We start from the raw sequence: 12,532 nt of genomic DNA, 5'->3' as shown, positions 1-12,532 counted from the left end.
GGTTATTTAGTAGTTTTAGTTCAATGCTTTCTGGAATTTACGAATATCGTAGAAATAGGGGTTTACATATTGGTTAGCACTCTGATGCCCCATCTTTGAAGGTACAATCATTCTCACATGGGCATAGTTGGTAACATATTTCAAAGCAAGTAGCCATCCGGGAGGAACATCCGTCGTACCATATTTGGCATACATCGACCCCTCTGTAAATACACCGGCTACTGAAGTTCCATTATCTACGTAACGGAATACATCCGGATAAGTATAGTAGTTCGGATAGTTCTCAAAACCGGGAAGCACTACATTGAAGCAAGTAGTATCATTGGCCTTAATATCATGCTCCACGAAGCGTACGGCTACAATATTATTATTTTTGATAGAATCGTTCTCCGGTTTGTCGGTAACAATACCTTTATCCACAATCTGCATATAGACTCCGTTTGAGAAAGCTACATATTCATTCTTGGTCGTATCCGTCTTATATCCGTTTGCTTCAAAGTCACTCTCAGAAATAGTACGGATATCGTGCTTTTTAATAAAAGCGTTTACCGCATCTTTCTCTTCATCCAGCATTTCTGCATAAGTCTTCGAATTGTCGCAAGCCTGGAACATATATCCGAAGGCTAACAAGGAAAAAAATAACAATAGAAGTTTTTTCATTTCTGTATCTTATGTATATTCCGTACAAATGTATTTTAAATTAGTCGAATCTTTAGATTTAAAAGCAGAAAGTTCAAGTCTTTTAACCTTTGACTTTCAACTTTTAACGGAAGAGCAAGGAGCCATGGGCTATAAGTCAAAAGTAACAAGAAGTTATACACTTGTCATTCCTTATTCATAAATTGTAACCGACAACCCGCAGCCTCATTGTTTCAGAAGCGGCTTATATTTCTCCAATGCCTGTTCAAACACTTTCACAGCCTCTTCCATCGTACCGTAAAACTCTCCGCCTGACGCATTGAGATGCCCACCACCATTGAAAAACTCGGCAGCTAACTGGTTGCAAGGAAACTTACCTACGGAACGAAGTGAAATTTTAATCATTTTCTTTTCCGTATCCTCACGGAGGAAACAAGAGAAACAGACATTCTTAATCGAAAGCGGGATGTTTACAAACCCTTCGCTATCGCCTTTGATATAATCAAATTTTCCCTGTTCATCTTTGGTCAGCGATATAAGCGCAGAATTATAATCTTTATACACCCGCATATTCGATAATACATATCCCATCAAACGCAAACGGCTTTCGGAATAAGTATTGTAGACTTTCCGGTAGATATCATCTTTATCGATTCCTTTTGAAAGCAGTTCGCTGATAATGAAATAAATCTCACGATTATTAGAGTTATAAGTGAATCCTCCGGTATCTGTCATCATACCGGTATAAATACATTCAGCCCCCTCTTTGGAAATGTCACTGAAATATCCCATCCGGCAAATCAGGCGAAACACCAATTCGGAAGTAGAAGAAATTTCAGGATGTGAAACAGTGATCCGACAAAAGTCTTCGGGATGAAGATGATGATCTATCATTATTTTACGTCCCGGTGAGGAAGCTACTATATCAGCCATCTCGTCAATGCGCTTCAATGCATTAAAATCAAGACAGCAGATGACGTCTGCTTCCATAATCAACTTATCGGCAAACTCTTTATAACGGTCATACAGCAAAATATCCTTGCTACCCGGCATCCATCTCAGGAAATCGGGGAAAGCATTAGGGACAATTACATTTACAATTTTATCTTGAGAATCCAGAAAATGATACAATCCCAACGATGAGCCAATGGCATCTCCGTCAGGCGACACATGGGATACGATTACTATTTTGTCGGCCCGTTCAAACCATTTAGTAAAATGATCAATATGGGTTTGAGCAATTACTTTAGTCAGCATAACTTGTTTGTATAAATATGAGTTGGCAAAAATACGATAAATCTTTGTACTTAGAGCAAAAACCTCACAGAACCTTCGTCGGAAAGGGAGATAAAATGCAATCCCAACCGACGGCATTCTTCACTAAACACTCCCTTATAATAAGCGGACAGAGAAGAATCCAGAATAACCTCCCGGCAATGAAACAGTTGGGCCAATGACTCCAATCGTCCTGTATAGCCCTTACACAAATACAAATAATCTATGTTTAACGGTTCAGCGGCAGTTTTGTTTCGCCAACGGTTATCACTGACCATACAAATACGTTTATTACCGAACAGAAGCAGGTGGTCCTGCATCCAGAAGCCGGAAGAGCGATAGTCTTTTGTTATGGGTATCGGGGTATTCAGGTGTAACCGATTCCAATAGCCGGTTACCGCACGCGAAAGCCGTCTTTCATCCGGAATGCTATCTGCATAGGCAAGCCAGGATTTACCTTGAGACTCAATGCAATGTACAACCGGACATCCCCGGACATTATAGAAAACAATGCTCTGCACCGGTCGGTCAGCCATCCTCCATGCCCAATGAAGACTACCTGTAACCAACAGGCAAACACCTACAAGGTACAAACTTTTCGCACTACGAACCATCATATGACGCATACAGGCCAACAAAGCCAGATAAAAGGCAAGAACTTCCGCCGGATAAATCCAAACATTATCGATAGATGCCAACGGTAGATGCTCTACCCAACGAACCGCAGCATTCAGTAAATCGATAAGAAACTTCACCGCCACAGCACACCAGGTATAAAGCTGAGAAAAAGGGCTGACCACCAGCAGAATAACCGCTGAATACATAATCACCGACACAAGTGGAATTACCAACAGATTAGTCAATAAGAAATGGGTGGAAAATCTGGAAAAATACAACAATACCAAAGGGGCTGTACCTATCTGCGCAGCAAGCGAAACACACATTAATGCCCAGACTTTTTTTAATACTCCATTACCAATCGGAAGCAACCTGAACAACCGGGGATATATCAGTAGAATGGCAGTAACAGCCGAAAAAGAGAGTTGAAATCCAACATCAAACAGCCAGAAAGGATGAACCGCCAGCATAATAAATGCAGTCAGCGCAAGCGTATTAAGTGAAATACCCGTACGCCCGGATAAGACCGACAAAGCCAACAATGAAAACATAATAACCGAACGAACCACAGAAGGGGACAGCCCTGTAATGAAAGCAAATCCCCACAATGCAGTAATTATCACTATCGCACGAAATAGCCTCACCCCCCAAACATTCCCCGGCAACCACTTCAGAAGTAAAAGAAGCAGCATATATAAAAATCCGATATGAAGTCCGGAAAGTGCCAGTACATGACTGGCCCCTGACACGGAATAAGTCTCCCTAATATCTTCACCTAATTCCTCTTTGTAGCCAACAGTAAGCGCGGCAAGTACGGCAAACTCATCCGGTTCGAACTTCAAAGCACGATATTTATCCAGAATCCGGTCCCGGCAGTCCAATGCAATCTGCCGAAAGGAACGGGACATCCTGTGTCCGATTATCTGCCATTTTCCCTCTGCAACAAAAGCAACTCCTCCAATCCCTCTGTAACGTAAATAACGGGCATAATCAAATTCATCGGGATTACCATTATTGGAAGGTGGAGATACGCGCGCCATCAATACTAATTCGTCCCCATTATGTAAACTTCCGGCGAGTGAATCTTTCGAAATGTAAAGCAATACTTTCCGATTCACCGGTACGACTCCCACTGAATCTTGTTTTTCTGTCAGAAATGCCGGACAGAGAAAAGTATGTTCCTTCTCGTCGGGCCAATCAGTCAGGATAGCCCGATAAACGCATTCTTGTTTTGGGAAAGCATATATAGTTTGTTGTAAAACCTGATTCATGCCGCCGGTTCCGGCCCCAAAAACAAGTAGATAGGCAACACTGCCGAATATCCACCGAAACGAATAGCGACGTGAAAAATAGACTGCCAGCAGCAGAAAAAACAATCCGGCAGAAACTCCCACCAACACGGTATCCGGAACATACACCTCCTTGAAAAACAAATAATTACCAACAAGAAAGCCTGCTATCAGAGGTAATAGCAGGCGTAAAAATGGATATCGATGTAAATACCGGAAGCTCACAAGCCGGCCTTACAGCCCTTTCATGGCATGAATCGTCTCTTCCGGATTCTCAGCAGCAAAAATGGCATTTCCTGCTACCAACGCATCCGCCCCGGCAGCCACCAGACGGGCACCTGTTTCCAGATTCACTCCACCATCTACCTCGATCAGCGCTTTCGATCCGGTACGCTCAATCAGTTCACGAAGTTCACGTACTTTCTCTACCGAGTGCTCAATAAACTTTTGTCCTCCGAAACCGGGATTCACACTCATGATCAACACCATGTATACATCCCGGATAATGTCCTGCAACAAAGCTACCGGAGTGGCCGGATTTATGGTAACAGCAGGCTGCATACCGGCCTCACGGATTTGTTGCACCACCCGATGAAGGTGTGGACATGCTTCGTAATGTACATTCATAATATGCGCCCCCAATGCCTTTACTTCAGGAATAAACTTCTCAGGATTGACTATCATTAAATGTACATCCAACGGTTTCTGAGTCAACTTAGCAACATACTTCAGCACCGGAAAGCCAAAGGATATATTCGGAACAAATACTCCGTCCATAATGTCAATGTGCACCCAGTCGGCTTCACTACGGTTAATCATCTCAAGATCCTTTGCCAGATATGCAAAATCTGCCGAAAGGATAGAAGGGGATATAATAGGTTTCATTTCATCAATATTTTAATAATAGCACAAAATTAACAAAAAAACATCAGAGCTCCCTCTTCTATAACAGTTTATTTGGCAGAAATTCTTTCCTTCTATTCCAATTCCACAATTGCAAATGACAGACTCTGCTTTCCAGTACGTTGCCTTTACACTATCAAAGCATAAGATAGAGAGCCTCACCGTCAATTATTCCGCCTTCATCCTAAATGCCTCAGTCAGATGAAACCCACGCAAAAGTTCATCTGTCTTCAGCCTCTTTTTACCCGGCAACTGTAAAGAAAGGATATTTACAAACCCATCCGACACGGCTACTTTCAGGAAGTGCTTTCCATCTGTAATAATGCTCCCCGGAGTCAGTGCATGTACTTTCTCTTCTTTCTCACTCTCAAAGATTTTCACTACAACCGCTTCACCTTCCGGATTAAGTAATTCACTCCACGCAGCAGGATAAGGAGAAAGCCCGCGGATAAAATCATAAACCCGTTTCACCGGCTGATTCCAATTAATCCTACAGGTTTCTTTGAAGATTTTCGGAGCCGGACGAAGCTCACCGACCACTGCCATTTCTTCCTGGGGAATTGCCTTTACATTTCCCTCCAGAATAGCATCTACCGTTTCTATCACCAGCCGTCCGCCCAACTGCATCAATTTGTCATGCACCACTTCCACATTGTCCGTATCAGCAATAGGAACGCGCACCTGCTGGATCACCTCACCTGTATCGATTTCATGTTTCAGGAAAAAAGTAGTAATCCCCGTCTCCGTATCTCCATTGATAACCGCCCAATTGATAGGAGCTGCCCCACGGTACTGCGGAAGCAAAGAAGCATGAAGATTGAAAGTTCCAAAACGAGGCATGTTCCATACCACTTCCGGCAACATCCGAAAAGCCACAACAATCTGCAGATCGGCCTTCCATTCGCGAAGTGCCTGAACAAATTCTGCATCTTTCAGTTTCTCCGGCTGTAATAAAGGCAACTGATGATCCAGCGCATATTGCTTTACCGGAGAATATTGGATTTTGTGTCCACGGCCGGCAGGTTTATCAGGCATTGTAATCACCCCGACTACATTATAGCCGCCTTCCACCAGACAGCGCAGGGCCTCCACTGCAAAATCAGGAGTCCCCATATATACGATTCTTAAATCTTCTTTTTTCATATTTAAAAAGCTATGAGTTATAAGTTTCCGGAAATTGTAACCCGTCAATCTTCCGAGAAATGCACCAATACCTGGCGATACGAATTAAATATTTTAGATTTTGAAACAAATCCCAGATACTTTCCTTCTTCGTTGACTACCGGCAAGTTCCACGCTTTTGTATCGTCAAACGTCTGCATCACCTGTTCCATACTGTCGGTATCATACAAACGGGCAGGAACGGAAGTCATCAATTTACTAACGGTAAAACGATGATAAAGTTCCTGACGGAACATGATGTTCCGGATATCATCCAGCAGCACGACGCCTAATAGAATTCCATCCTTGTCTGTCACAGGAAACATATTACGATGGGAGGTCGAAATAGCCTTTACCAATTCACCCAAATCCATTTCTGGACGTACACAGACAAAGTCTGTTTCGACTACATTTTCCACTTTCATCAATGTCAGTACAGCCTTATCCTTATGATGGGTCAGCAACTGTCCTTTCTTGGCCAGACGCATGGAATAAATACTGTGGGGTTCGAACACAATGATTGTCAGATAAGAACTGACCGAAACAATCATCAAAGGCAGAAAAAGGTCATATCCACCGGTCAGTTCAGCAATCAGAAACACACCGGTCAACGGGGCATGCATGACCCCACTCATGACTCCTGCCATTCCCATTAGAGCAAAGTTCTTTTCCGGTAAAGTGGAAGTAAAATCAAAATCATTGCTAAAGTGGGAGAAAACAAAACCGGCAATACATCCCAAATACAACGAAGGAGCAAAAATACCACCGCATCCGCCTCCACCGTTAGTCGCACTCGATGCAAATACCTTCAACAGGATAATCAATACCAGATAAACCAACAGCAGATTGCCATATCCATAGAACAAGGAGTTATTCAATACCGTATCCCAATCGGCATTACTCGTACCGTTCAGCAATAATTCAATCGTATCGTAACCTTCACCGTAAAGAGGCGGAAAAAGAAAGATGAGTACACTCAACATCACACCACCCAATGCCAACTTCTTATACGGATTGGACAGTTTACCAAATACCCCTTCTACAGAACTCATGGCACGTGTGAAATAGAGTGATACCAATCCGCAAAAGATACCTAAAAGAATCACATAAGGAATACGTTCCAACTCAAAAGGCTGATCCAAATGAAATTTAAACATAGCCTCTTGCCCGGTTGTAATATACGAAACAGTAGCAGCCGTAACAGCCGAGATTAACAACGGCAACAAGGATGACATGGTAAGATCAATCATCAATACTTCCAAAGTGAATACCAATCCCGCTATCGGCGCTTTGAAAATACCTCCAATGGCACCGGCAGCACCACATCCCACCAGCAACATCAACGTACGGTGTTCCATCTTGAACATACTTCCCAGATTCGATCCGATAGCCGATCCGGTAAGTACAATAGGGGCCTCGGCTCCTACCGATCCGCCGAAGCCGATGGTAATGGCACTGGCAATGGTCGACGACCAGATATTATGGCGTTTGATACGTCCTTGACGACGTGAAATTGCATAAAGGATCTTCGTAACCCCATGACTGATATCATCCTTTACGATATTGCGCACAAACCATCCGGCAAGGAAAATACCGACTACCGGATAGACCAGATAAAGGTAGTTGGCCTCTGTCGTATTAAAATTATCTGTGAGAAAGTTCTGTATCGTATGAATGAAGAACTTCAGGATCAATGCAGCAATAGCTGTAAAAATACCTACCAGAAAACTTAAAATGAGAATAAACTGCTTTTCTTTAATCTTATTCTCGCGCCAAATAATAAAGCGCTGTAATAAACTTATCTTTTCTTTTTCCATTATTCGCGAATAATCTTAATCACTCCACCTTTATCCAGTTTAATGATACTCGATGGTTTAGGACGACTCATATCATCCTGCCGGAAATTGACAATGTAGTCTACCGACGATTTTATTTCTTCGCTGATTTCATTGAAATTGGCAGCTCCCGGCTGTCCACTGATATTGGCAGATGTCGAAACAATAGCCTTACGAAACTGCTGGCACAAACGACGGGAGAATGCTTCGTTCGTCACCCGGATGCCTACGCTACCGTCTTCGGCAAGCAGATTTGAAGCTAAATTACGAGCACCGGAATAAATGATAGTCAATGGTTTATCGGCAACTTCCATCAAATCCCAAGCAATCGAAGGGACATCCTGCACATAAAATTCGACCTTCACCGGCGAATCCACCAATACCAACATCGCCTTGCTGTCAGCACGTTGTTTTATCTCATACACCCGGCGCACAGCGTCTTCATTGGTAGCATCGCAGCCAATTCCCCAAACCGTATCGGTGGGATAGAGAATCACCCCGCCTTCGCTCATCACTTGACAAGCTTTTTTAATGTCTTCTATCATTTCTTGATCTATTTCTTGTGAGAATAACGTGCAAAAATACTAATTTTGCCCAATAATAACAAAGGTTAAGAGAAAACAAATGGAAGAAATCGAATTTCATCACAGTTTACCTATACAACTACGATTCAATGACGTAGACAAGTTCGGACACGTCAACAACACCGTCTATTTTTCATTCTACGACCTCGGCAAAACAGAATACTTTGCCTCGGTTTGTCCGGGTGTTGACTGGGAAAAAGATGGTATTGTAGTAGTACACATTGAAGCCGACTTTCTGGCACAGATTTTTTCATCCGACCACATTGCCGTTCAAACTGCCGTCTGTGAGATCGGAACCAAAAGTTTTCATCTGATGCAACGGGTTATCGATACCGAAACAATGGAAGTGAAATGTATTTGTCGCTCGGTCATGGTGACATTCGACTTGGAGAAACATCAATCCAAGCCACTGACCGAAGAGTGGATAGAGGCAATTTGCCGATTTGAAGGAAGAGACTTGAGAAAGAAAAAATAAATAATCCTCCGTAGATGCCTTTTTCTACGGAGGATTTTATTTTCTCCTTAATATAAGAATTCCTTATTCACGTTCCCCGACACACTCGCATCAAACCACGAAAGGTTCGATTGATCAAGCACCCATTCTTCATAATTAGGATATGCCTGTATGACATTAATTCTCTCCTTCGGATACTTCCATGCCGGTGAGGAGGCTTCTTTACGTGGGAAATCAAGTGCCCAGGGATAGCGGTTGTCCATGCGATAGTAAACTCCGGACTTAGGATCCGAGCGATCATTTTCTGTTTTGAAAAGTGAAACATCCGCATGCTTTGTCGGTTTATAATCTACCAGATGAATCTCTTTTTGACGGCTGTTGACAAAGATAAACGGATTAAATTTTTGAGTCTGCAGATTGCTGACAGGAGTTTTCAACCGAACGGTTATTTCAGCGGGAGTCCCGGAAATTCCGGTTGCCGTCCCTTCCGTATTCACATATCCCTCAGTAGTCCCCAAAGCTACATTTACATCGTTCCACACAATAAAAGTGGCCCATTCATTCCCTTCCTCAATAATAGCACCTTCCAGTTTTGACCGATCAATAATGTCCTCAGAAAGCGGAAGTTCAATCCCGACCCCAATATGCGTCCACGGGGCTGCCCCCTTCGCAATTGGTGTGAAAGTCAATTTCACGGCAGTAATAGAATTACCATCTCCTTTCTCCAGCTCATAAGCATAATTCATCACAAAATCATTGAAATCATAATCTCCCATCTTAGGCCACTGGTCTTCAAAAGCAAGTGTTCCATAAACAGCCTCCGAAGGAGCGAATTCATCAATTACCGGAATATCTTCTTCCGGTTTAACGGCAGATACCGGTGATGCGGTAAGCTTTATCAGCACGTCATTGAAATCATAATCAGCCTTCGCATCGCCATAAGGACGGATATCAAACCCCATAATGCAGCAGTTGTAATCGGACATGCTACGGATCACGGCATTTGTTTTTTTAGTTGTATTCAAAGTTGGAGTAGAATAATAGAATCCGTTTACATTCGCATTAGGAAATGTCTGATTCTGGAATTTATAGGCGCTCTTCGAGTTTACACCGCCAGTAGCAATATTCGTCATGTTTAACCCGTCACGTGCCACGGCAAAACCGATACGTGTACCCTTCGGAAATATTGTATCATACTTGTTTCCGTCCCAATATAATAATTGCACTTTCAGTCCCGATGGACATTTTTCCTGATGGGTGTTCGGCAACAGCAAGGTCATACGATGTCCCTGTATATCTTCGCGTTTATTGAGTTCCCCTTCTTTATAACTATAGTAAGTCAAAACATTGTAAACAGTCCTATTATTTACATAGAATCCCCCATCACCAACATACGTAGCCCACACTTCTGCTCCCAGTTCGTCAGTAACCACCAGATCCGAACTCTTATTCAGATCCACATCCTGTACATTCTTCTGTTCCGGATACCAACTATTCACCCGGTTTAAAAATTTAGGTGACAATTCTTCTTTTGAAACAAGCGGCGAAGCATTTAAAAGCGGGATGCCGTCTTTCCCAACTTCTGCATCCGCATATGGACTATACAGTTCATAAAGATTGCTTAGCTTCTGGCTGACAGGAATCTCCAACTCTGCCCCGCTCCGGGCAACAGCCATGCGAGTAGAAGCATTGGTACTGACTTGAAAGGGTACGGCAGACAAGACACACGTCATTCCCGGTTGCACATCAACCTCCTGCACACCGGGAAAACCGGCAGTCAATGAAGTTATATATACCTTATCGACATTTACCGGAACAGATATAATAGCATAAATGCATCCATCCACATCTGTATAACCAACATAAAGAGGCTTAATGACAATAGTCCCATCCTCCTCATAAGGTTGTTGGGGATAAATCCCTATCAAGATGCCTTCAGCCACCTTCTCATCCGCAGAGGTAGCCATCACACCGATCTGCTTATCGGTTCTCAAAGAGAATTTAAATGATAAATCCAGTTCTTCCGTATCATCAGGATTCTTACCCGACGGTTCATACAAATCTTTTTCTTTTACACATGAGGTGCAAAAAAGTACTATCAGCAGTGCATACTTCAGCAATGATACATTATTTCCCATAAGACTCTGTTTGTTCGTTTGTGCGAGGTCACCATATATCAGTAATCTCAGTAATCCATTCCACTGTACAAAAATATCAAAAAAAACAGAAACTTACAAAATTTGATCATTTTAATGTAGATTTCATTCTCCTTTATCCTATAATATCATTCACACCACTATATAGGCCCTATTATTAATGCTCTTTTACATTCCCGGTTCTACAGGTAATATAATAAAATGCCGGCATCCATTCTTCCAAACGGACACCGGCATTTATCATTCCAACCGAAGCTGTCAGCCACCTATCAAAGCAATCCCTGCCCTCCGATCACCCCGGCAATAGCACTTGCTACAGCAATAATCACTTTCAAAATAACGTTCCAATTATTTTTCTTCATCTTTTTCATCCTATTAAAAATGCAACTACGCAGTCGGATCATCTACTATGTCTCCATCACCACCTCCGGAACCATTATTGCCCGAAGCACCGATCCCACTCGCCTTCTGAAACTCAACTCCCTGAAACAAAGCCCGGGTAGTACCGATAGCCGCAGGACGAGTATATTCAGGAGTAAAATGACAAAGAAGGGCTGCCACCTGATTCGGATTCACCTCTTCCTCTTTGTCCACTCCCCTTCCCCGTGTACGCGCTTTCATCGTAAAAGTACCCAATCCGTCCAGGCGTACCGTCTTACTGTCCAGCAGTGCACTACGCATCGCTGTCATCAAGTTCCGAACCACATTATGCACATCACCCGGAGTCAACGACGACTTTTCCGCAATCATTTCAGCCAATTGCTGAGTAGATACCACCTTGCCTACCTTCACCAAGTTCAAGTGCCATTTCTTATCACCGGACTTAGTTGCCATAGTCGATTTTACTGCTTTATAAAATAATGCCATATTCCTAATCTCCTTTTTTTAATGTTATTACCACTGATTTTATTCACATTGCGTTGATCAACATTGCAAAGGTGAACATTTGCAGGAAGATGACAAAGGAAAATGAGGCGTCCGGATCAAGTTATACAGAACAAGTTATAATCATCACATTATCAGAGTTATTACTTAATTCTTTCTCATACATCTACTTCACATACTCTGCTATGGTTCGATTATTCATATTATATCCGTTTAACGGAATGTCCCCAGATTTATACCCGATATAGTATAAATCTGGGGACGAAACAAAAATCTACACCCGAAAACCGGGTATATCTCTTTTCTACTTCGTAAATCTCCGATAAGCCTCTTCTAATTTTTTATCGTACTGATTCTGAGCATATCCGGAACCATTATATCTTTTGGCAAAACCGGTCCAGTCTTTCCGCTCCAGATTGGGCCGTAACCCAGCAAGTTTAATGAACCTCGCAAATGCCTCCAGTTGCTTATCTTCTCCGGTACACATATCTTTCACCATTTCATTTACACAGCCATACCCGCACATCACATAGTTAAAGCCCATCACCTGAAACATTCCCCATGGAGTTCACGCCAAAAGATGTGTCCTTCGAATAAGATCATCGGTCACCCCAGAGCCACAAAGCCCCCACGACCACCGGTTTCAACTGTCTGTACGGCTTTTATCACTGCCACTTCAACGCCAAGCCAATCTGCCACACGTTGAAAATCATTCTCTGTTAAGTTTTCCATG

General features: G+C 42.8%; 11 protein-coding genes and 1 pseudogene. 1 reads left to right on the top strand and 11 read right to left on the bottom strand.

Translation table 11 applies throughout. The features are described 5' to 3' along the window. Positions 1–15: 15 nt before the first annotated feature. The 7 genes from ISX59_RS20170 to ISX59_RS20140 all read right to left on the bottom strand — a co-directional run bounded on the left by ISX59_RS20170 (position 16) and on the right by ISX59_RS20140 (position 8,265). Positions 16–660: a DUF4827 domain-containing protein gene (locus ISX59_RS20170; protein WP_005781500.1), complete on the bottom strand. Its 645-nt coding sequence runs from the start codon at positions 658–660 to the stop codon at positions 16–18. A 204-nt stretch (positions 661–864) separates the two neighbouring features. Next, positions 865–1,896, bottom strand: a complete 1,032-nt coding sequence (locus tag ISX59_RS20165) for a bifunctional oligoribonuclease/PAP phosphatase NrnA (protein WP_005781501.1) — start codon at positions 1,894–1,896, stop codon at positions 865–867. A 50-nt stretch (positions 1,897–1,946) separates the two neighbouring features. Beyond that, positions 1,947–4,046 (bottom strand): ComEC/Rec2 family competence protein, encoded by a 2,100-nt coding sequence (locus ISX59_RS20160; RefSeq protein WP_032539713.1) that lies wholly within the window; start codon positions 4,044–4,046, stop codon positions 1,947–1,949. Between the two features lie 9 nt (positions 4,047–4,055). After that, entirely contained in the window at positions 4,056–4,706 is a 651-nt protein-coding gene (gene rpe / locus ISX59_RS20155) for a ribulose-phosphate 3-epimerase (protein WP_005781503.1), read from the bottom strand. A gap of 186 nt (positions 4,707–4,892) precedes the next feature. Next, on the bottom strand, positions 4,893–5,867 hold the full coding sequence (gene fmt, locus ISX59_RS20150; protein WP_005781505.1) for a methionyl-tRNA formyltransferase: 975 nt from the start codon (positions 5,865–5,867) through the stop codon (positions 4,893–4,895). A gap of 44 nt (positions 5,868–5,911) precedes the next feature. Then, the gene (locus tag ISX59_RS20145) at positions 5,912–7,702 is read right to left on the bottom strand and encodes a chloride channel protein (RefSeq protein WP_005781508.1); all 1,791 of its coding nucleotides are present in this window, start codon (positions 7,700–7,702) and stop codon (positions 5,912–5,914) included. Continuing rightward, the gene (locus ISX59_RS20140; RefSeq protein ID WP_005781511.1) at positions 7,702–8,265 is read right to left on the bottom strand and encodes an L-threonylcarbamoyladenylate synthase; all 564 of its coding nucleotides are present in this window, start codon (positions 8,263–8,265) and stop codon (positions 7,702–7,704) included. Before ISX59_RS20140 ends, ISX59_RS20145 begins: the two co-directional genes overlap by 1 nt. 79 nt (positions 8,266–8,344) lie before the next feature. Between ISX59_RS20140 and ISX59_RS20135 the strand changes: the two genes are divergently transcribed. Continuing rightward, entirely contained in the window at positions 8,345–8,779 is a 435-nt protein-coding gene (locus ISX59_RS20135; protein ID WP_005781514.1) for a thioesterase family protein, read from the top strand. Between the two features lie 47 nt (positions 8,780–8,826). Here the strand turns inward: ISX59_RS20135 and ISX59_RS20130 are convergent, their stop codons facing one another. The 4 genes and pseudogenes from ISX59_RS20130 to ISX59_RS21480 form a co-directional block, all read right to left on the bottom strand. Then, positions 8,827–10,896, bottom strand: a complete 2,070-nt coding sequence (locus tag ISX59_RS20130) for an LruC domain-containing protein (RefSeq protein WP_220576220.1) — start codon at positions 10,894–10,896, stop codon at positions 8,827–8,829. Positions 10,897–11,183: 287 nt separating this feature from the next. Next, on the bottom strand, positions 11,184–11,276 hold the full coding sequence (locus ISX59_RS20125) for a smalltalk protein (RefSeq protein ID WP_005781518.1): 93 nt from the start codon (positions 11,274–11,276) through the stop codon (positions 11,184–11,186). 25 nt (positions 11,277–11,301) lie between these two features. Beyond that, on the bottom strand, positions 11,302–11,781 hold the full coding sequence (locus ISX59_RS20120; protein ID WP_005791037.1) for an HU family DNA-binding protein: 480 nt from the start codon (positions 11,779–11,781) through the stop codon (positions 11,302–11,304). A 322-nt stretch (positions 11,782–12,103) separates the two neighbouring features. After that, positions 12,104–12,531: pseudogene (locus tag ISX59_RS21480) on the bottom strand (N-acetylmuramidase family protein). Between the last annotated feature and the right edge of the window lies 1 nt (position 12,532).

Origin of the sequence: Bacteroides sp. FSHCM14E1, assembly GCF_019633785.1 — a bacterium.
In the GTDB taxonomy this organism is placed as follows: Bacteria; Bacteroidota; Bacteroidia; order Bacteroidales; family Bacteroidaceae; genus Bacteroides; species Bacteroides hominis.
This window is presented reverse-complemented; position numbering and strand designations above follow the sequence as displayed.

Coding starts and splice junctions, on each gene's coding strand:
- ISX59_RS20170 (WP_005781500.1), bottom strand. CDS start 660: ATGAAAAAACTTCTATTGTTATTTTTTTCCTTGTTAGCCTTCGGATAT.
- ISX59_RS20165 (WP_005781501.1), bottom strand. CDS start 1,896: ATGCTGACTAAAGTAATTGCTCAAACCCATATTGATCATTTTACTAAA.
- rpe (WP_005781503.1), bottom strand. CDS start 4,706: ATGAAACCTATTATATCCCCTTCTATCCTTTCGGCAGATTTTGCATAT.
- fmt (WP_005781505.1), bottom strand. CDS start 5,867: ATGAAAAAAGAAGATTTAAGAATCGTATATATGGGGACTCCTGATTTT.
- ISX59_RS20145 (WP_005781508.1), bottom strand. CDS start 7,702: ATGGAAAAAGAAAAGATAAGTTTATTACAGCGCTTTATTATTTGGCGC.
- ISX59_RS20140 (WP_005781511.1), bottom strand. CDS start 8,265: ATGATAGAAGACATTAAAAAAGCTTGTCAAGTGATGAGCGAAGGCGGG.
- ISX59_RS20135 (WP_005781514.1), top strand. CDS start 8,345: ATGGAAGAAATCGAATTTCATCACAGTTTACCTATACAACTACGATTC.
- ISX59_RS20130 (WP_220576220.1), bottom strand. CDS start 10,896: ATGGGAAATAATGTATCATTGCTGAAGTATGCACTGCTGATAGTACTT.
- ISX59_RS20125 (WP_005781518.1), bottom strand. CDS start 11,276: ATGAAGAAAAATAATTGGAACGTTATTTTGAAAGTGATTATTGCTGTA.
- ISX59_RS20120 (WP_005791037.1), bottom strand. CDS start 11,781: ATGGCATTATTTTATAAAGCAGTAAAATCGACTATGGCAACTAAGTCC.